The organism is Variovorax sp. LARHSF232 (genome assembly GCF_052871435.1).
This window is the reverse complement of record NZ_JBIXJS010000003.1, coordinates 263,991-284,199: the sequence shown is the minus strand read 5'-3', so window position 1 is coordinate 284,199 and position 20,209 is coordinate 263,991. Positions and strand designations below refer to the sequence as shown.

Annotated in this window: 13 protein-coding genes; 11 read left to right on the top strand and 2 right to left on the bottom strand. The window is 69.0% G+C overall.

From position 1 onward, the window contains the following. The first annotated feature begins 9 nt into the window (after positions 1–9). From ACIPRI_RS10175 to ACIPRI_RS10160, 4 genes are read left to right on the top strand one after another with little or no spacing between them, the layout of a single operon-like run. Positions 10–4,977 (top strand): amino acid adenylation domain-containing protein, encoded by a 4,968-nt coding sequence (locus tag ACIPRI_RS10175; protein WP_446621314.1) that lies wholly within the window; start codon positions 10–12, stop codon positions 4,975–4,977. A gap of 19 nt (positions 4,978–4,996) precedes the next feature. Then, positions 4,997–5,746 carry a 4'-phosphopantetheinyl transferase family protein gene (locus ACIPRI_RS10170; protein WP_446621313.1) on the top strand — a complete coding sequence of 250 codons (750 nt, stop codon included), beginning with the start codon at positions 4,997–4,999 and terminating at the stop codon, positions 5,744–5,746. A 1-nt stretch (position 5,747) separates the two neighbouring features. Next, positions 5,748–6,575 (top strand): serine aminopeptidase domain-containing protein, encoded by an 828-nt coding sequence (locus ACIPRI_RS10165; protein WP_446621312.1) that lies wholly within the window; start codon positions 5,748–5,750, stop codon positions 6,573–6,575. Continuing rightward, positions 6,568–7,596: an alpha/beta fold hydrolase gene (locus ACIPRI_RS10160; protein ID WP_446621311.1), complete on the top strand. Its 1,029-nt coding sequence runs from the start codon at positions 6,568–6,570 to the stop codon at positions 7,594–7,596. The genes ACIPRI_RS10165 and ACIPRI_RS10160 overlap by 8 nt, the downstream gene beginning before the upstream one ends. A 14-nt stretch (positions 7,597–7,610) precedes the next feature. Here the strand turns inward: ACIPRI_RS10160 and ACIPRI_RS10155 are convergent, their stop codons facing one another. Further along, positions 7,611–10,760 (bottom strand): efflux RND transporter permease subunit, encoded by a 3,150-nt coding sequence (locus tag ACIPRI_RS10155; RefSeq protein ID WP_446621310.1) that lies wholly within the window; start codon positions 10,758–10,760, stop codon positions 7,611–7,613. Positions 10,761–10,815: 55 nt separating this feature from the next. Further along, on the bottom strand, positions 10,816–12,066 hold the full coding sequence (locus ACIPRI_RS10150) for an efflux RND transporter periplasmic adaptor subunit (protein WP_446621309.1): 1,251 nt from the start codon (positions 12,064–12,066) through the stop codon (positions 10,816–10,818). Between the two features lie 192 nt (positions 12,067–12,258). Between ACIPRI_RS10150 and ACIPRI_RS10145 the strand changes: the two genes are divergently transcribed. From ACIPRI_RS10145 to mdoH, 7 genes are all read left to right on the top strand, one after another. Beyond that, positions 12,259–12,747, top strand: coding sequence for a hypothetical protein (locus tag ACIPRI_RS10145; protein ID WP_446621308.1), 489 nt, complete (start codon positions 12,259–12,261; stop codon positions 12,745–12,747). 131 nt (positions 12,748–12,878) lie between these two features. Next, the gene (gene miaB, locus ACIPRI_RS10140) at positions 12,879–14,246 is read left to right on the top strand and encodes a tRNA (N6-isopentenyl adenosine(37)-C2)-methylthiotransferase MiaB (RefSeq protein WP_446621307.1); all 1,368 of its coding nucleotides are present in this window, start codon (positions 12,879–12,881) and stop codon (positions 14,244–14,246) included. Beyond that, positions 14,246–15,673 (top strand): sensor histidine kinase, encoded by a 1,428-nt coding sequence (locus ACIPRI_RS10135; protein WP_446621306.1) that lies wholly within the window; start codon positions 14,246–14,248, stop codon positions 15,671–15,673. Before miaB ends, ACIPRI_RS10135 begins: the two co-directional genes overlap by 1 nt. A 77-nt stretch (positions 15,674–15,750) precedes the next feature. After that, entirely contained in the window at positions 15,751–16,371 is a 621-nt protein-coding gene (locus ACIPRI_RS10130; RefSeq protein ID WP_446621305.1) for a hypothetical protein, read from the top strand. Positions 16,372–16,373: 2 nt separating this feature from the next. Beyond that, positions 16,374–17,777, top strand: coding sequence for a sigma 54-interacting transcriptional regulator (locus ACIPRI_RS10125; RefSeq protein WP_446621696.1), 1,404 nt, complete (start codon positions 16,374–16,376; stop codon positions 17,775–17,777). 193 nt (positions 17,778–17,970) lie between these two features. Continuing rightward, a complete protein-coding gene (locus tag ACIPRI_RS10120) occupies positions 17,971–18,174 on the top strand; it encodes a hypothetical protein (RefSeq protein ID WP_446621304.1) in 204 nt (67 codons plus the stop codon). A 14-nt stretch (positions 18,175–18,188) separates the two neighbouring features. Next, complete coding sequence (gene mdoH, locus ACIPRI_RS10115) at positions 18,189–20,207, top strand: glucans biosynthesis glucosyltransferase MdoH (protein WP_446621303.1); 2,019 nt, start codon at positions 18,189–18,191, stop codon at positions 20,205–20,207. The last annotated feature ends 2 nt before the right edge of the window (positions 20,208–20,209 follow it).

Below are 20,209 nucleotides of genomic sequence, written 5' to 3'. Positions count from 1 at the left end.
AGCAACCCCATGAACGACATGACCCTGCCATCGCTGAGCGCATCCGAATCCGTGGACTACGACCCCTTCGGCGCCGCCGAGGTCCTGCGCGTCGTGCCTACCACCGAGGCACAGCGCGAGATCTGGCTGGCCGACCGGCTGTCGCCCGATGCCTCGCTGGCCTACAACGAGTCGATCTCGCTGGCGATGGAGGGCACGCTCGATACGGCCGCGCTCGCGCGTGCGCTGCAGCTGCTGGTCGATCGGCACGAGGTGCTGCGCTCCAACATCGGCCCCGAGGGCACCGAGCTCTACGTCGCGGCCCAGGTGGCGCTACCGCTGCAGGCGGTCGACCTGTCCGCGCTGGATGCCGATGCGCGTGCCGCCGGCCTGCTGGCCCAGCGCGCGCAAGCCGTCACGCGGCACTTCGACCTGGGCACCGACGTGCTGATCCGCGCCACCCTGGTGACGCTGGGCCCCGACAGCCATGAGCTGATCCTGACGACGCACCACATCGTCTGCGATGGCTGGTCCTTCGGCGTCATCGCCAGCGAGCTGATGCAGCTCTACCGCGACGGCCAGGCGACCGCCCTGCCGCCGGCGCCGGGTTTTGCCGACTACGCCTTCGCCCTTTCGCAGCCGGAGGCGTTGCGCGAACAGGCGCAGGACGAGGCCTACTGGGTCGCCAAATACGACCGCTCGGTGCCCACCATCGACCTGCCCACCGACCGTGCCCGCGCGCCGCTGCGTACCTTTGCCGCGCGCCGCGAAGACGTGGTGTTCGGCGCCGATTGCCTGGACCGGGTGCGCCGCTTCGGCGCCAGCCAGGGCGCCACCCTGTTCGCCACCTTGCTGGGCCTGTTCGCCGGCCTGATCGGCCGCCTGGGCGGCCACAACGACCTGGCGCTCGGCGTGCCGGTCGCGGGCCAGCTGGCCGAGGGGCAGGAAGGCCTGGTGGGCCACTGCGTGAACCTGCTGCCGATCCGCCTGGCGGTGGACATGGACGAAGACGCCGGCGCCCTGGTGCGCAATGCCAGCACCGGCCTGCTGGACGGCTTCGAGCATTCGAAGATGACCTTCGGCAGCCTGCTGGCGCGCCTGCAGGTCGCGCGCGACCCGAGCCGGGTGCCGCTGGTGCCGGTGATGTTCAACGTCGAAGCCGGCATCGCTTCCCCGGAGATGTCGGATGAAAAGCTGAAGGTGCGGGTGCATTCCAATCCGCGGCGCTTCGAGAACGCCGAGATCTTCCTCAACATCGTCCAGGCCGACGGCAGCCTGGTGCTGGAGTGCCAGTACAACAGCGACCTGTTCGATCAAGAGACGATCCGGCGCTGGCTCGATCTGTACTGCGCGGCGCTGGACCGCTGCGCCGCCGATCCGGCGATCAGCGCCGCCAGCGCCTTCGCCCCGACCGCGCAGGAAGAGGCCATGCTGGCCGCCTTCAACAGCGCCCGCGTCGACTTCGATGCAAAGGCGCGCATCGAGTCGCTCATCGACGCGCAAGCCCAGGCCCGGCCCGACGCCATTGCCCTTTCTTGCGGCGGCCGCCGCATGTCCTATGGCGAGCTGCAGCAGCGCGCCAACGCGGTGGCCACCCAGCTGCGCGCGCTGGGCGCCGGCGCCGGCGACCTGGTGGGCCTTTGCTGCGACCGCAGCGAACACATGATCGTGGCGCTCTACGGCATCCTGAAGTCGGGCGCCGGCTTCGTGCCGCTGGATGCCACCTTCCCCTTCGAGCGACTCGCCTTCATGGCCGAGGACGCCGGCCTGCGCCACATCGTGGGCGACGAGAGCACGCTCGCGCGCTGGCAAGCCACCGGCCGTGCCACCGTCGATGCCGCGCAGGTCACGCCCAGCGCCGAGGCCCCGCCCCCGGCAGGCAACGCCGACCACGTGGCCTACGTGATCTATACCTCCGGCTCGACCGGCCGGCCCAAGGGCGTGAAGGTGCCGCACCACACGGTGCAAAGCCTGCTGGCCGGCCTGCGGGTGATGCCCGGCGTGCAGCAGCACCATGTCATGCTGGCGGTGACCACGCTGTCCTTCGACCTTTCGGTGTTCGAGGACATCCTGCCGCTGACCCTGGGCGCGCGCATCGTCATCGCCGACCGTCCCACCACCAAGGACGGCGACAAGCTGCGCGAGCTGATCGAGCGCGAAGAGGTCACGTGCATGGGCGCCACGCCCTCCACCTGGCGACTGCTGCTGGCCACCGGCTGGCAGGGACGCAGCGACCTGCTGGCCGTGTGCTGCGGCGAACCGCTGCCGCCGGAGCTGGGGCGCGAGCTGCTGCCGCGCGTGGGCCAGCTCTGGAACGGCTACGGCCCGACCGAGACCACCGTGTTCTCCAACTTCCACCTGCTTTCGGAACCGGTGCCGCCGCTGGTGCCCATCGGCAAGCCGGTGGCCAATGCGCAGGTGCACATCCTCGATGCGAAGCAGCGTCCGCTGCCGATCGGCGTGATGGGCGAGATCTTCATCTCCGGCGCCGGCGTGACGCAGGGCTATCTGAACCGCCCCGAACTGACCGCCGAGCGCTTCCTCGACGCGCCCACGGCCCAGGACCCGCAGCGCCGCTGGTATCGCAGCGGCGACCTGGGCCGCTGGCGCGCCGATGGCCTGGTGGAATGCAAGGGCCGCACCGACCAGCAGATCAAGATCCGCGGCTACCGCATCGAGCTGGGCGAGATCGAGGCCAACCTGGCGACCCATCCCGCGCTGGAGCGGGTGGTGGTGATCACGCGCGAAGACAACCCGGGCGACGTGCGCATCGTGGCCTACGTGGTGCCGCGCGGTCCCATGCCCGACGTGGCCGAGCTGCGCGAGCACCTGGCCCGCATGCTGCCCAGCTACATGATCCCGCAGCACTTCGTTCCGATGACGGCGCTGCCCTTGTTCGCCAGCGGCAAGTTCGACCGCCAGTCGCTGCCGGCGCCGGACGCCGGCCAGGCGGCCAAGAGCCGCGGCGAGCGCATCGCACCGCGCGACGAAGACGAGCGCATTGCGCTCGCGGCGATGGAGGAGGTGCTGAACCTGCCCGGGCTCAGCGTCGACGATGACTTTTTCGCGCTGGGCGGCCACTCGCTGCTCGCCGCGCGGCTGACGGCGCGCCTGAACCGGGAGTTGCACCTTCAGCTGCCTTTCCGCACCCTGTTCGAGGCGCCCACGCCCGAGAAGCTGGCGCGCGCGCTGGCTGCGGCGCGCGCTTCCGACGCGCCGCGCCGCGAGCCGCTGGTGCACCAGGCCGGCCGCCGCAGCGCGCCGATGACGCCGATGCAGGAACGCATCCGCTTCATGGAAGAGCTGCATCCGGGCCGGCCGGTCTACAACGCGCCCTCCGGCCACCGCTTCACCGGGCCGCTTCAGGTCGACAAGTTCCGCGCCGCCTTTGCGCAGGTGGTGCACCGCCAGCCGACGCTGCGCACCTGCATGTCCAACGACGAGGACGGCATGGGCATCCAGGCCATCGCCGACCAGGTGGATTACGAGATGCCGCTGGTCGACCTGTCCGGCGTGCCGGAAGCGCAGCGCGAAGACCGGCTGATGGAAGAGATGCAGCGCGTCGCCGACGTCTCCATGGACATCCACCAGGCGCCGCTGTTCCGCGTGGCGCTGTTCAAGGTGAGCGACGAGGAGCATGCCCTTGCCTTCGTGCCGCATCACCTGATCTGGGACGGCTGGTCCTTCGACCTGCTGCAGATGGAACTGGCGGCGATCTACGGCGCGCTGGTGCGCGGCGAATCGCCGCAACTGCCGGCATTGCCCGTGAGCTATGGCGACTACGCCCAGTGGTACCAGGGCTGGCTGAGCCAGGAGGAATGCGCCGCCCAGCTGCACTTCTGGAAGGAGCGCTTCGCCACGGCGCCCGTGCCGGTGGCCGCGCAGACCGACAAGCCGCGCGGCATCGGCGCCACCGGCGAAGGCCGGCCGCACTGGATCCGCATCGAGCGCGAAACCTCGGAGCAGCTGCGCGCCCTGGCACGTGACGCCGACCTCACCCTCAACATGCTGATGATGGCCGTCTACAGCCTGATGATGGGCCGCGCCATCGACACCGATTCGGTGGTCATCGCGGTACCGGTGCGCGGCAGAGAGGCGCCGGAGCTGGAGAAGGTGATGGGCTTCTTCACCAACCTCCTGCTGGTGCAATTGCAGATCGACCGCAGTCAGCGCTTCGTCGACTATGCGCGCTACGTCAAGCAGGAACTGCTGGCCGTCACCAGCCACCAGCAGATTCCCTTCGAGCGCGTGGTGGCCGAGCCGGAGGTGAGCGCGCGCACCACCGGCGCCGGTCCCTATCACGCGCTCTTCTCCTTCCAGGATGCGCGCGAGCGCCCCAGCGACTTCGGCGCCGGCCTGACGCACCGGCAGATCCACCTGCGCCAGCGCGGCGCCACCGACGACCTGGGCCTGTGGCTGATGGACAAGCCGCACGGCATGGAGGGCGCCATCATCTACAACGCCGACATCTACCTGCCCGAGACCGGCGAGGCCTTCCGCGACCGCTTCCTCGAGCTCTTGCAGAAGGTGGCAAGGGCGCCAGAGGCCTCGGTGGCCGAGCTGGCCGACCCGGCCGGCTCCGCTGCAGCCCAGGTGCTGGCACGCTTGAAGGCCGACGGCAGCAAGGCACTGGAGACGCAGCAGGCGCGCCTGGCAGCCCAGCGCCCGTCCGGCAGCCAGCAACTCCTGATGCCCGAGCAGGCGCAGCTCGCGCAGGTCTGGGCCGGCGTGCTGGGCATCGACGTCAACGATATCCATCCGACCGACAACTTCTTCGACCTGGGCGGCGATTCGCTGCTGGCGATGCGCGCGCTGCAGCAGGCCGAGCAGATGCTGGGCTTTCGGGTCGAGGCGCGCCGCTACGTGTTCGAAAGCCTGGCGCAGTTGTCCTCGGGCGTCGGCATGCTGATGGCGCAGGCCGCGTCCGTGCAGCAGCAAGCCGATCCGGCGCGGCGCGGCCTGTTCGGCCGTGTGATTTCGGCTTTTGGCCGCAAGTAGACGCAGCGTCGCGGGCAGCATGATGCAACGCCTGCGCCAGCTCACCCCGATGCAAGGCTGTCAGCTGTGGCTGGCAGACCTGGACACGCCTGGCGCGCCGCACGAGTTCGATTGCCTGTCAGCCGACGAACTGGCGCGCGCCAAGCGCTTCACTTTTGCCAGGCACCGCGACCGCTTCCTGGCCGGCCGCGCCGCCCTGCGCCAGCTGCTGGCCCGCCGCACCAGCCAGCCGCCCGCCGCGCTGGCATTCGACTACGGCCCGCACGGCAAACCCTTCCTGCGAGGCGCATCCGCGCCCGCCTTCAACATGAGCCACAGCGAGGGCATCGGCCTCATTGCGCTGGACGACGAAGACCGCGAAGCAACGACCGGCGCCATCGGTGTGGATGTCGAGCTGCTGCGCGCCCTGCCCGACGCGCCGGAGCTGGCCGCCGCCAACTTCGAGCCCGAGGAATGCGAAACGCTCATCCAGCTGTGCGAGCCGGCACGCAGCCAGGCTTTCCTGATCGGCTGGACGCGCAAGGAGGCCTGCCTGAAGGCGCTGGGCAGCGGCTTCTCCGGCCCCGCCCACCTGGCCACCGGGCTCGCCATGGATGCGCGCAGCATCGCCTGGAAGGTCGGCGCTGCAGGCGCGACGCACCGCGCATCCCTGCTCTCTTTCGAGCTGCCCGGACACCTGGCCGTGGCTGCGCTGGCCCGCCTGCAATCCAGTACAAACGACATGCACCACCTGTCGGCAGCCACTGCCCGCTCGGCGTTAACGACCTGACATGACCCCCATCCGCTTCGGCCCCACCTCGCGCCGATTGTTCGGCCTCTTTCATCCAGCGGATGAACGCCGTGCCACGCGCCAGGCCGTGCTGCTGTGCAACCCCTTCGGCCACGAGGCGATGCGCGTGCACCGCTTCTACCGGCTGCTGGCCGAACGGCTGTCGCGCCAGGGCGTGGCGGCGCTGCGCTTCGACTACCACGGCACCGGCGATTCACCGGGCGAAGACGAAGATGGCGAACTCCAGGGCTGGACCCAGGACATCCTGGAAGCCGAACGCGAGCTGATGCGCCTGTCGGGCGCACGCCTGCTGAGCTGCTTCGGTGCCCGCCTGGGCGCCAGGCTGGCGCTGATGGCGGCGCCGCAGGCGGCTGGCGGCGTGCAGAAGCTGGTGCTTTGGGACACGGTGTTCGACGGCCGCCGCTACCTCGAAGAACTGGGCCGCGCCCAGCTGGAAGAACTGGAACTGGGCCACAACATTCCCGACCCCGCCTGGCGCCGCGCCCTGGCGCGCGACCCGCTGGCCTTTGATGGCGAAAGCCTGGGCTTTGCCATCGCGCCGCGGCTGCGCGAACAGCTGCTGGCGCTCTCCCCCGCCACTCCTTGCAAGCTGCCCAGCAGCCTCGCATTGCAGCTGCTTGCCGATCCGCACGATGCACCCGCCGCGCGCTGGGCCCGTGAGGTGCAGGCGCTGAACCCGGCCACGCAGATCGCGCTTGTGGCATTCAAGCATCCGCTGATCTGGACTTCCAATCCCTTTGCAAGCAACGAGATGGTGCCGGCCGAGGCGCTGCAGACCATGTTGGGCGAGCTTCATGGACATGGATGAATCCACCCTCTGCTTTGGGCCGGACCAGGGCCTGATCGGCGTGCTGACGCGGCCGACCGTGGTGGGCGATGAGCGCCCGCGCATCGGCTGCCTGCTGCTCAACGTAGGCGTGAACCATCGCATCGGGCCCCGGCGCATCAACGTGAAGACGGCGCGCCGGCTCGCGGCCGCCGGCATTCCCAGCCTGCGCTTCGACCTCTCCGGCATGGGCGACAGCCTGGCCTCGGCGGCGCAGAACGACTTCAGGCAGCAGGCACTGGCCGACATGAAGGCCGCGCTGGACCAGTTGCAGGCCTGCACCGGCCTGACGCGCTTCATCGTGCTGGGCATCTGCTCCGGCGCCACCAACGGCATGGCCCTGGCACTGGCCGACCCGCGGGTGATCGGCCTCATGATGTTCGACGGCTATATCTTCCTGACGCGCGGCGTGCGAGTCGAACGCAAGCTGAGGCGCCTGGCCGCCTTCGCCTTCAACCCCTCCATCCGGCGCAGCTTCGGCGCCTGGAACGACTGGATGGGCTGGCTGCGTGCGCCGCTCGACGCACAAGCGCGCGCCAAGGCGCTGGCCCGCATGTCCGGCCGCTCCGTGCCACGCACCACCGAACAAACCGGCATCCTCTCGGCCGACACGGGCGAATACAAGGCAGCCGCCTTCACACGCGACATGAGTGCGCTGGTAGGGCGCGGCGTCGATGTCTACCTGACGTATTCGGCGACCGTGATCGCGGTCGACCATGACCGCGCCCTGCTCCGGGGCCTTGGCAATCCGCCATTTCTCTCGCGCATCCGCTACGAGCATTGGCCGGACGTCGACCACACCGCGACCACCCTCGCAGCACAGGGCAAGCTGTTGGACGCGACCTGTGCGTGGGCCGAAAGGGTCAGCGCCGCGCAGCCGTCGCCGCCGCTCGCGCCGGCACCTGGAACCGGGCCCGGGCCCGGGCCCGATGCAAAGCGCCCGTCCGCAGCGGCTGCACTGGCGGCATTGGAACGCCGGCTGGATTCGCGCCGCAGCGCCTGAAGGCTGCGCCGGCCTCAGGCACGCGCGCCGGCCAGATCCTCCTGCAGCGGCCCGCTGCCGCTGTAGCGGTCCAGCGCCAGGTAGATCGCCGGCGTGATGTACAGCGTGATCACCTGCGAGAAGATCAGCCCGCCCACCACCGCAATGCCCAGCGGCTGGCGCAGCTCGGCGCCCGCGCCCAGGCCCAGGGCCAGGGGCAGCGCGCCCATCAAGGCGGCCAGCGTGGTCATCAGGATCGGGCGAAAGCGCAGCCGGCAGGCCTCGCGGATGGCATCGACCGGACGCAGGTGCTGCGCGCGCTGCGCCTCCAGCGCGAAGTCGATCATCATGATCGCGTTCTTCTTCACGATGCCGATCAGAAGCAGGATGCCGATGGTGGCGATCAGCGTCAGGTCCAGGTTGAACAGCTTGAGCGCCAGCAGCGCGCCCACCGCCGCCGAGGGCAGCCCCGCCAGGATGGTGATGGGGTGGATATAGCTTTCGTACAGCACGCCCAGCAGTACGTAGATGACCAGCACCGCGATGATCAAGAGCGCTGCCTGGTGGCCCTGCGAGCTCTGGAACACCGCGGCGTCGCCGCCGTAGCTGGTGATCATCGAGGCCGGCATCTTCAATTGCGCCGTGAAGCGGTCGATCTTGGCGGTGGCGTCGCCCAGCGGCACATCGGGCGCCAGGTTGAAGGACACCGTCACCGCCTGCAGCTGGCCCTGGTGATTGACGGCCGTCGGTCCGATGCTGCGGCGCACGGTGGAGAAGGCCGACAGCGGTACCAGCTGGCCCGCCTTGTTGCGCACCGACAGGCGCGCCATGTCTTCCTCGAAGCGCCGGTCGTCGTCGGCGGCCGCCAGGATCACCTGGTAGGTGTTGCTCGGGCCGTAGATGCTGCCGATCTGCCGGTCGCCATAGGCGTTGTACAGGGCGGTGCGCAGGTCGCCGACAGACACGCCCAGCACGCCGGCCTTGTCGCGGTCGATGTCCAGGGTGGCTTGCAGGCCGCGGTTCTGCGAATCGCTGGTGACGTCGCGAAAAGCCGGGTCGGCACGCATGAGATCCATCAGCTTGCCGGCCCATTCGTTGATCGATCCGGCGCTGACGCTCTGCAGGGTGTACTGGTAGCGCGCCTTGCTGGCGCGCCCGCCCAGGCGCAGGTTCTGCGTGGGCTGCATGTAGACGGCGATGCCCGGAATGTCGCGGAAGCGCTTGCGCAGCGATTCGAGCACCTGCGCCATCGGCAGCCGCTCGCCGCGCGCCTTGAGCACGGTGAACAGGCGGCCATTGTTCTGCGTGCTCAGCGAACCGCCGACGCCGACGAAGGAGTTGACGTAGGCCACGTTCGGGTCGGCCAGGGCGGCCTCGGCCACCCGCTCGTGCAGCGCCTTCATGGCAGGGAAGGAAATGTCTTCGGCGGCTTCGGTGGTGATCAGGATCTGGCCGAGGTCCTCTTCCGGGAAGAAGCCTTTGGGCATCGCGACCGCCAGCCAGGCAGTCAGCACGAAGGTGGCGCCGGCCAGCAACAGCATCAGCGGGCGGCGCGTGAGCGTCCAGTCCAGCGTGCGCAGGTAGCCGGCATGCACCCAGCGGTAGCCCTGCTCGAAGGCGCGGCCGATCGCGGTGCCGGGCTCGGGGTGCGCCTCTTCATGATCGGCGTGGTCCGGCCCGCCCTGCGCCGCGCCAGCGGCACGCGGTTGATGCTTGAGCAGCCGGCTCGCCATCATCGGCACCAGGGTCAGCGAGACGATGGCCGAGACCAGCACCGCCAGCGCCACCACCACCGCAAACTCGTGGAACAGGAGGCCGATCACGCCGGGCATGAAGAAGATGGGAATGAACACCGCCACCAGCGAGATCGAGATCGAGACGATGGTGAAGCCCACTTCGCGGGCGCCGCGCAGGGCCGCCGCCATCGGCTCCATGCCCTTCTCGACGTAACGCATGATGTTTTCCAGCACCACGATGGCGTCGTCCACCACCAGCCCGACGGCCAGCGTGATGCCCAGGAGCGAGACGTTGTCCAGGCTGTAGCCGAAGGCGTAGAGCAGCGCCACGGCGCCAACCAGCGAGATCGGAATGGTGATGGCAGGAATCAAGGTGGCCATCAAACGATGCAGGAACAGGAAGATCACCAGCACCACCAAGGCGATGGTGCCCAGCAGGGTGAGCTGCACGTCGTGCACCGCTTCGCGGATCGAGATCGAGCGGTCGTTGACCATGTGGATCTCGACCGACTGCGGCAGCTGCGACTGGAAGCGCGGGATCAGCGCACGCACCGCGTCCACCACCTGCACCGTGTTGGCATTGGGCTGGCGCTGCACCGCCAGCGAGACGGAACTGCGGCCGTTGTAGCTGCTCGCGGTCTTGACCGACTCGTAGCTGTCCTCAACGGTCGCGACCTCTTCCAGCCGCACCGGCGCGCCGCTGCGCTGGCCGACGATCAGCTTCTTGAACTCCTCGGCCTTCAAGAGCTGCTGGTTGGCCTGGATGGTGAGCGTCTGGCGCGGGCCGTCGAGCACGCCCACCGGCGTGTTGGCGTTGGCCAGCCGCACCGCGCTGGCCAGTTCGTCGAGCGTGATGTTGCGCGCATTCAGCAGATCGGCATTGGCCTTGATGCGCACCGCGAAGCGCTTCTGGCCGTACACCACCACCTGCGCCACGCCGTCGATGGTGGACAGGGTGGGCGCCACCAGGTTCTCGGCATAGTCGTTGAGCTGCGCCGGCGTCATCGAGTCCGACAACATGGCGACGAACAGCACCGGCGCGTCGGCCGGATTGACCTTGCGGTAGGAGGGCAGCTGGGTCAGCTCCGCCGGCAGCTGGCGCTGCGCGCGCAGCAATGCGGCCTGCACGTCGGCAGCGGCGGCATCGATGTCGCGGCCGTCGGTGAATTCCAGGGTGATCGAGCTGTTGCCCTGCGTGTTGACCGAGCTGATGGTCGCGAGGCCGGCGATGGTGGAGAACTGCTTTTCCAACGGCAGCGCCACCGACGAGGCCATGGTCTCGGGGCTGGCGCCGGGCAGCTGCGCCGACACGTTGATGATCGGCGTGTCGTAGCTGGGCAGCGCCGCCACCGGGATGCGCAGGTAGGCAAAGATGCCGATCACCACCACGGCAGCCGACAGCAGCACCGTCATCGCCGGACGGCGGATGCACAGCTCGGAGAGGTTCATTCGGCAACCTCCGCCCTGACGGGCTGCGGTATTCGCCTTGGGGCGGCCCGGCGGCTCATGCTCGGCCCCGTGACGCCACCGGGCCAAGGCCTTCAGGCGTGGCCGAAGCGGCGCCCGGGCCGGTCGGGCCACCGGTGGGCGCAGCGGCCGGCGGCGGGCTTTGCGGCGCCGGCGTATCGGTGCGCACCTTGCCGCCAGGGCGCACGTTCTGCTTGCCTTCCAGCACCACCTGCTCGCCCGCTTCCAGGCCCTTCACCGCCACCTGCGTACCGAAGTTGTAGAGCGGCTCGACCTTGCGGCGCGTCGCGCTGCGGCCTTCATCCACCACGAAGACCGAGCTGCCATCGGCCAGCAGCATGACGGCTGCGGCCGGGATCACGGTGGCGTCTTTCAGGGTGCGCACCGTGACATGGGTTTCGACGAACTGGCCGGGCCACAGGCCCTGGTCGGCGTTGTCGAACACCGCCTTGGCGCGCACCGTGCCGATCTGCGGATCGACCGTGTTGTCGACGAAATCCAGCGTGCCCTGCGCGGGCTTGCGGCCCGGCACGATGGCCCGCACCGCCGTATGGCTGCGCGCTGCCGCCAGCAGGTCCTGCAGCTTGTCTTCCGGCACCGGGAAGCTCACCGCGATCGGGTCGAGCTGGGTGATGGTGAGCAGCGAGGCGGTGGGCTGCACCAGGCTGCCCGGGTAGACGTTGACGGCGCCGATGCGCCCGGCAATGGGCGCGCGCAGGGTCGAGTAGCCCAGCGACACCTGCGCCGCCTGCACCGCGGCACGGTCGGCTGCCACGGCGGCGCGCTGCGCATCCAGCTGCGACAAGGTGGCGTCGGCCGCGCTCTTGGAAATGAAGTTCTGCGCCAGCAGTTCCTGGCTGCGCTTGTATTGGCGCTCCAGGTCGGCCAGGGTGGCTTCGTCCCTCCGCTGCTGGGCACGCGCCTTGGCCAGGTTGGCCTGGTCGGCGCGCTCGTCCAGCGAGAAGAGCAACTGGCCGGCCTTGACGAATTGGCCTTCCTTGACGTGCACCTCGCGCACGGTGTTGGTGATTTGCGGACGCAGGTCGACGCTGTTGAGCGAGACCACGCTGCCGTTGACCTGCACCGTCACCGGCACGTCCTGCTTGCGCGCCTGCGCCAGGGTCACCAGTGCCGGCGCGCCGCCGCCGGGCACTGCGCCATTGCCGCCGTCGCCGTTGGCTTGTTGGGCCGCCGCGCTCTTGGCGGCCTGGCGCGGCACGGCCCACCAGTAGGCCGCAGCGCCGATCATGAGAACAGCCAGCAAGGGCAGGACGACTTTTTTCTTCATGGGGCAAATAACAACAGGCGGGGCAACGGGAAAGCGGATTTGGCCGACACTCGAGATTCGTTACCAAAGGCAACTATTGGACCAGCGGCCAGCCTCGCTCGTCCATGCCTTCCGTAAAGATAAGTAAATCCGTGCGGCGCCGCGCCTTCGCGCCGCTCGCTAAAATCCTCTTTCAGCCTCTGGATATACCCCATGAACCGCTGCCTCGCCATCACTTCCAGCAAGACCCTCCTTCTCTCTGCCGCCGCTGCCCTCGTGCTGCTGCAACTTCCGGTTGCCCAGGCCCAGGACCTGCCCGTCCAGTCGCAGAACGAAGCCGCCATCGGCGGCCGCACCTTCCCCATCGGCACCCTGCGCGGCCAGATCGCCTTTGGCGCGCCGCCGCAGATCCAGCTCGATGGCCAGACCGCCCGGCTGGCCCCCGGCGTGCGCGTCCACAGTGCCCAGCGCATGCTGACGGCGCCGGCATCCTTGGCCGGCCAGAGCTACGTGGTGAACTACACCAAGGAAGCCTCCTCGGGCATGGTGAACCAGGTGTGGATCCTCAGCGCGGACGAAGCCCGCACCGAGCGCCAGGGCGCCGCGCGCCCCTTCTTCAATTTCTGGCCCTTCGTCGCCAACTCCGCGCCGCTCGACAACGGCACGACGCCCTATCACCAGTTGCCGGGCTACGGCCAATAAGCCGAGAAGGCAGGCCCCGCCGGCGCGGCCGGCCACGGCAACATGACAGCAGAAGCGCAGGGCCCGGACGATGCCCCGCGCCGGCTGCATTTTTCTTTTCGATCGCCCAAAGACCCACGAACGGGCACCCCATGAGCAAAAAAGTCTTCATCAAAACCTTCGGCTGCCAGATGAACGAGTACGACTCGGACAAGATGGCCGACGTGCTGAACGCCGCCCAGGGCTACGAACCCACGCAGAACGTGGACGAGGCCGACCTGATCCTGTTCAACACCTGCTCGGTGCGCGAGAAGGCGCAGGAGAAGGTGTTCTCCGACCTGGGCCGCATCAAGCACCTGAAGGCCAAGGGCGTGAAGATCGGCGTCGGCGGCTGCGTGGCCAGCCAGGAGGGCGAGGCCATCATCCGGCGCGCACCCTATGTGGACGTGGTGTTCGGCCCGCAGACCCTGCACCGCCTGCCCGAATTGCTGGCCCAGCGCGAGCGGCTGGACCGGCCGCAGGTGGACATCAGCTTTCCCGAGATCGAGAAGTTCGACAACCTGCCGCCGGCGCGGGTCGAGGGCCCCACCGCCTTCGTCTCGATCATGGAAGGCTGCTCCAAGTACTGCAGCTACTGCGTGGTGCCCTACACCCGCGGCGAGGAAGTGAGCCGCCCCTTCGACGACGTGCTGGTCGAAGTGGCCGGCCTGGCCGCCCAGGGCGTGCGCGAAGTGACGCTGCTGGGCCAGAACGTGAACGCCTACCGCGGCAAGATGGGGGACACGGCCGAGATCGCCGACTTCGCCCTGCTCATCGAATACGTGGCCGACATTCCCGGCATCGAACGCATCCGCTACACCACCAGCCACCCCAACGAGTTCACGCCGCGCCTGATCGAGGCCTATGCGCGCGTGCCGAAGCTGGCCAACCACCTGCACCTGCCGGTGCAGCACGGCAGCGACCGCATCCTGATGGCGATGAAGCGCGGCTACACCGCCATGGAATACAAGAGCACGGTGCGCAAGCTGCGCGCCATCCGGCCCGACATCGCGCTGTCCAGCGACTTCATCGTCGGCTTCCCGGGCGAGACGGATGAGGACTTCAACAAGATGATGAAGCTGATCGACGATGTCGGCTTCGACGCCAGCTTCTCCTTCATCTTCAGTCCGCGCCCCGGCACGCCGGCCGCCGCCCTGCACGACGAGACGCCGCACGCGCTGAAGCTCGCGCGCCTGCAGACGCTGCAGAAGGTGATCGACGACAACGTCAAGCGGATCGGCCAAAGCCGCGTCGGCACGATCCAGCGCGTGCTGGTGGAAGGCGCCTCGCGCCGGGACGCGAACGAGCTGATGGGCCGCACCGAGTGCAATCGGGTGGTCAACTTCGAAGGCGATGCACGCCTGGTCGGCCAGATGGTCGACCTTTCCATCACCCGCTCGCTGTCCTACACGCTGCGCGGTGAAGTGCCGACCCGCGAAGGCGCAGGCCTGGCGGGCTCCAGCGCGGTGCTCGCCGCCTGATGGCGCGCCTGAAAGCCGCGCGCGGCTCGTTCCAGCAGCTGCTGCTCTTCGCCTTTCTCCTGATCACCGGCCTTCTGGTCGGCGTGGCGCTGCGCTCGGTGTTCCAGTACGACGGGCTGATGACGCAAAGCCGCGACGCGGCCGCGCGTGCGCTCACCCTGTCGGGCGCCGCCCAGTCGCTGGCCGAGCGCAGTGCGGCGATGGAACGGGCCGGCCGCCAGTCGCTGGTGCTCAACGATGCCGTGCTGCGGCGCCGCTTCGAGGATGCGGCGCGCGACGCGCACGGCGTGATCGACCGGCTGGTGGCCAACGGCCTGACGGTGGAGGCGGCGGACGAGTGGCGCGAGCAGATCGCCGCCATCGAAGCGCAGATGATCGGCCCGCAGGAAACCGCCCTGGCGCGCGAAAGCACCATGGCGCTGCAGTTTCGCGACCTGGATGGCCACAACACGCAGATCGCCCAGCAGGCGCAGACGCTGATCGAAACGCAGAACAAGGCGCTGGTCGAACGCATCGAAAGCGCCCGCACGCGCCTGATGCGCGAGGTGCTGGCCGCCAGCGGCCTGGCGGTGGCGCTGGCACTGGCCTTCGGCATCTGGCTGGCACGCCCATTCAAGCGGCTGGAGCGCGCCATCGTCGTGATGGGCGAAAACCGGCTGGACGAACCGATCGACATCCGCGGGCCCTCGGACGTGCGCCGCGTGTCCGAGCAGCTCGAGTGGCTGCGCCTGCGCCTGACCGAGCTGGACGCCGACAAGGCGCGCTTCCTGCGCCATGTCTCGCATGAGCTGAAGACGCCGCTGGCGGCGCTGCGCGAGGGCGTGTCGCTGTTGGAAGAGGGCGTCACCGGCGCGCTCAACCCGGCCCAGCGCGAGGTCGCGCAGATCCTGCAGCAGAACACCGTGGCGTTGCAGGGCCAGATCGAGGCGCTGCTGCGCTTCAACGCTGCCGCCTTCGAGGCACGCCAGCTGCACCGCGAGCGCGTGGCCCTGCTGCCGCTGATCGAGGAACAGGTCTACGCCCAGCGCCTGCAGTGGCAGGCCCAGGGTCTGGAAGTGCGCGCCGAGGGAGAAGACCTGCAGATCACCGCGGACCGTACCAAGCTGGGCACCGCACTGGCCAACCTGCTGTCCAACGCGATCCGCTTCTCGGCGCGCGGCGGGCTCATCACGCTCAACGTATCCAGCGCGCCCGGCGTGGCGCGCATCGACATCAGCGATGCGGGCCCGGGCATCGCCCACAGCGACCGCGAGCGCATCTTCGAGCCCTTTTTTCGCGGCGAGCGCCAGCCCGAGCATGCCGTCAAAGGCACAGGCATCGGCCTTTCCATCGTGCAGGAGTACATTGCAGCTCATGGCGGCAGTGTCGAGCTGCTGGCCGATGGCCCAGGCGCCCGCTTTCGCATCGAACTGCCGCGCACTGCCTGAGCCCGCCACCTTCCAGCGTTCCCGTTTTCATGTCCATCATTTCTGCTCGCAGAACCGTTCCGCTTTGGGCCGCAGCCATGGCCGCCGCGCCACTGCTGCTGGCCGCATGCTCCACGCCTGTCGTGCCCCGGCCCTCCCCGTCGGCGCCCGCGCCTTCCGCACAGCCGCGGATGGCGCCGGTGGTTCCGGTCGAGGCCGAACCCACGGCGCCGGCCACCCAGCCGGCCATCAATTTCATCGCCGCCACTTCGGGGCCGGTGGCCGCGGCGCTGGCCTATGCCGACAAGGTGCGGCCGCTGGGCCAGCCGGAACTGGCGAGCGAGATCAACCGCCTGGGCGAACCCGGTGAAGTGCCGCTGACGCAGATGCAATTGGCGCTGGCACTGGCCCAGACCCGCGTGCCGGCCGACCTGGCCCGCGCCCAGGGCCTGATGCAGCGCGTGGCAAGCAGCACGGTGTCGGAAGCGCAGCAATTGGCCCCGCTGGCCCGCACCCTCGCGGCCCGCTACGGCGAGCAGCGCCGTCTGGAAGAAGAGCGCGAGAAGCAGGCGCAGCAGCTGCGCGAGAGCCAGCGCCGCATCGACCAGCTGAGCGACCGGCTGGAAGCACTGCGCGCCATCGAGCGCAGTTTTACCCGTCCGAGCAACCATCCACCGGCGCCGAGCGCGCCGCCGCCGGCCAACGGAGCGAAACCGTGAGCATGGAGAGCGCACCAGGCCACCGCGGCGCCCGCCTGCTGGTGGTCGACGACGACCCGGACATGCTGCGCCTGCTGTCGATGCGCCTGACCGGCGCCGGCTACCAGGTGACGGCGGTGACTTCGGCCGAATCGGCGCTCACGCAGCTGGAGATCGAGCATCCGCAGCTGGTGCTGAGCGACGTGCGCCTGCCGGGGCAAGACGGCCTGCAGCTGTTCGACCAGATCCGCCAGCAGCACCCCACCCTGCCGGTGATCCTGCTGACCGCGCACGGCACCATTCCGGATGCGGTCGAGGCCACCGCGCGCGGTGTCTTCGGCTACCTCACCAAGCCCTACGACGCGCGCGAGCTGCTCGACAAGATCGGCCAGGCGCTGGCCCTGGGCGCGCCGGCGGCGTCGCCGGCCAAGAGCGGCGGCGACGAGAACTGGCGCTCCGAGATCGTCAGCCGCAGCAACCGCATGAACGAGCTGCTGGCCGAGGCCCGCATGGTCGCCAAGTCCGACGCCAGCGTGCTGCTGCGCGGCGACAGCGGCGCCGGCAAGGAAGTGCTGGCGCGCGCCATCCACAAGGCCAGCGCGCGGGCCGGCAAGCCCTTCGTGGCGGTCAATTGCGGCGCCATTCCCGAGGCGCTGCTCGAGTCCGAGTTGTTCGGCCACATGAAAGGCGCCTTCACCGACGCGGTGGCCAACCACAAGGGCCTGTTCCAGCAGGCCGACGGCGGCACCCTGCTGCTGGACGAAATCGGCGACATGCCGCCGGCCCTGCAGGTCAAGCTGTTGCGGGTGCTGCAGGAGCGCGCGGTGCGTCCGCTGGGCGGCAGCCAGTCGATTCAGGTCGACGTGCGCATCATCTCGGCCACCCATCGCGACCTCGACGCCGCCATGGAAGCCGGCCAGTTCCGCGAAGACCTGTACTACCGTCTCAATGTCGTGACACTGAACCTGCCTTCGCTGGCGGCTCGGCGTGAAGACATTCCCCTCTTGGCCAACCATTTCCTGCAGAAGCTGGCCGGCAAGTACAGCAAGCGGCTGTCGGGCTTTGCGCCAGAGGCCCTGAAGGCGCTGGCCATGGCGCCCTGGCCGGGCAATGTGCGCCAGCTCTTCAACGTGGTGGAACAGGTCTGCGCCCTGTCCACCTCGCCGCTGGTGCCCCTGGCCCTGGTGCAGCGGGCCCTGCGGGTGCCGACGGTGGAGGTGCAGACCTACGCCCAGGCCAAGCAGCGCTTCGAGCGCGACTACCTGGTGGGCCTGTTGAAACTGACCGACGGCAACGTGGCCGACGCCGCCCGCCTGGCCGACCGCAACCGCACCGAGTTCTACCGCCTTTTGCAAAAGCACGAGCTGACGCCGGGCAGCTTCAAGTCAGAAGGTGGAACGGGCTCGGGCGAGGGCGTCGCCGAGTAGCGACAGGGCTAAGTCGTTGATTTGAAAGGGATCACATCCCAGCACTCCGTATCTTGTCGGGGTTTGGCGACAAAATCCGGGGTTTGCCCCCCAAAAGCCGGTGAAAATGCCCGCCAAGCTTTTCGAAATCAGCACAAGCCTTTGATTTGAAAGCGTTTTTTCATGCTGGCACAGGGATTGCCCTGTAATCGGCATGACTGCATTTTCCAGCCCATCTTTCGCTCTGCGCTCGCCGCAACACGGCCTGCGCCACAAGCACGTTTCGCCCTCGCGGCCACGCGCGGCGACCCATTTGCCCGGCGCGCTCGAAGCCGGCAGCGGGATGGCACCCGACAGCGTGTTCAAGCGCCTTCCGGCGATTGGCGACACGCCGGTGCGCAGCAAGCAGGCCTTCTAAAAGGGCTTCGACACATGAAGCCCAACGAATTCTCCCAGCTGCGCGTGCTGGGCGATGGCAGCATCGCCGCCTCCCGCCCGCAACTGCGCGAAGAACGCCACCCCAACTCGGTGACGGCGCCCCCGCTCAATCGCGGCTCCATGGCGCCGCGCCCCTGGCGTGGCTTCTGGAACAGCATCGGCACCCGCCTCCTGGTGAGCCTGGGCGCCGGTGGTGGCCGCCGCCAGCTTGCAGCGGCCGCGCCGCAGGCCCCGCAGCAACCCTGGCAGCGCGCCGCCCACAAGCGCCGCTTGGCCTTCCTGCTGCTCACCGTGCTGAGCACGGTGATCGCCGCCGGCCTGTTCGCCCGCATCCAGCCGCACTATGACAACGCCGTGCTGCAGTACGGCCAGCTCGCCCTGTACGCCATCTTGTCGGGCTGGGTCGTGACGGGCTTCATCACCGCGGTGATGGGCTTCTATGTGTCCGTGCGCGGAGACAAGCATGCGCTGTCGGCCAAGAAGGTGGCCAGCCATCCGATGAACCCGGAGGCACGCACGGCGATCATCATGCCGATCTGCAACGAGGACGTGGCCACGGTGTTTGCCGGCCTGCGCGCCACTTGCGAATCGGTCGCCGCCACCGGCCACGCCAGGCAGTTCGACGTGTTCGTGCTGTCCGACAGCTACAAGCCCGAACTAGCCGCCGCCGAGCGCGCCGCCTGGGAAGACCTGCGCGCCGCGCTGGCCGAAAACCCGAACCAGCCGCAGGTCGAGGTCTACTACCGCCTGCGCACCCGCCGCACGCACCGCAAGGCCGGCAATGTGGCTGACTTTTGCCGCCGCTGGGGCAAGGACTACCGCTACATGGTGGTGCTGGACGCCGACAGCGTGATGAGCGGCGACTGCCTGACCTCCATGGTCAAGCTGATGGAAGCCAACCCCACGGCCGGCATCATCCAGACCGCCACCCAGGCCATCGGCCACGTGACCCTGCACGCCCGCGCGCAGCAGTTCGCATCGCGCGTGACGGGCCGCCTGTTCACGCTGGGCATGCAGTTCTGGCAGCTGGGCGAGTCGCACTACTGGGGCCACAACGCGATCATCCGCATCGAGCCCTTCATGAAGCATTGCGCACTGGCGCCCATCAAGGGCACCGGCGGCATGTCGGGCGGCATCATGTCGCACGACTTCGTCGAAGCCGCGCTGATGCGCCGCGCCGGCTACCACGTGTGGCTGGTGGCCGACCTGGTGGGCAGCTACGAGCAGCAGCCGCCGGACCTGCTGGCCGAACTGCAGCGCGACCGCCGCTGGTGCCAGGGCAACCTGCAGAACGCCCGCGTGATAGCCGAGCCCGGCCTGCACCCGGTGCACCGCGCGATGTTCGCCACCGGCACCATGGCCTATCTGTCGGCGCCGTTGTGGCTGGCCTTCCTGACCCTGGGCACCACCCTGTGGCTGGCCGGCTCCAACCTGGTGGCCGACTGGGACGTGCTGCCGAGCGAACTGGCCGGCCTGTGGGCCTGGACCCTGTGCCTCTTGTTCCTGCCGCGCATCCTGGGCGTGGCGGCGATCATGCTGCGCGGCGAACAGCGCCAGTACGGCGGCCTTTGGGGCCTGGTCAAGAGCTCGCTGCTGGAGGCCGGCATGGCCATCGTGCAGGCGCCGGTGCGCATGCTGGCCCACTCGCTGTTCGTGCTGGTGGCCGTGACCGGCATCAAGCTGGAATGGAAGTCGCCGCCGCGGGAAGCCGCTGCTGTCGGCTGGCGCGATGCCGCCGCCTCGCTGGCGCCGATGAGCAGCGTGGTCGTCCTGCTCGCCCTGCTGGTCGCCATGTTCGACGCCAGCGCGCTGATCTGGCTGATGCCGGTGGGCCTGCCGCTGCTGTTGGCCATCCCGCTCACGGTGCTGACCAGCCAACTGGCCCTGGGCGCCAACCTGCGCGATCGCGGCTTCCTTCTGATTCCCGAGGAATCGCGTTCGCCCGCCGTGCTGCGCCGCGCCTGGATGCATGCGTTGCGGCTGTCGCGTCCGGCGGCACTGGCCAGCGCCTGAGC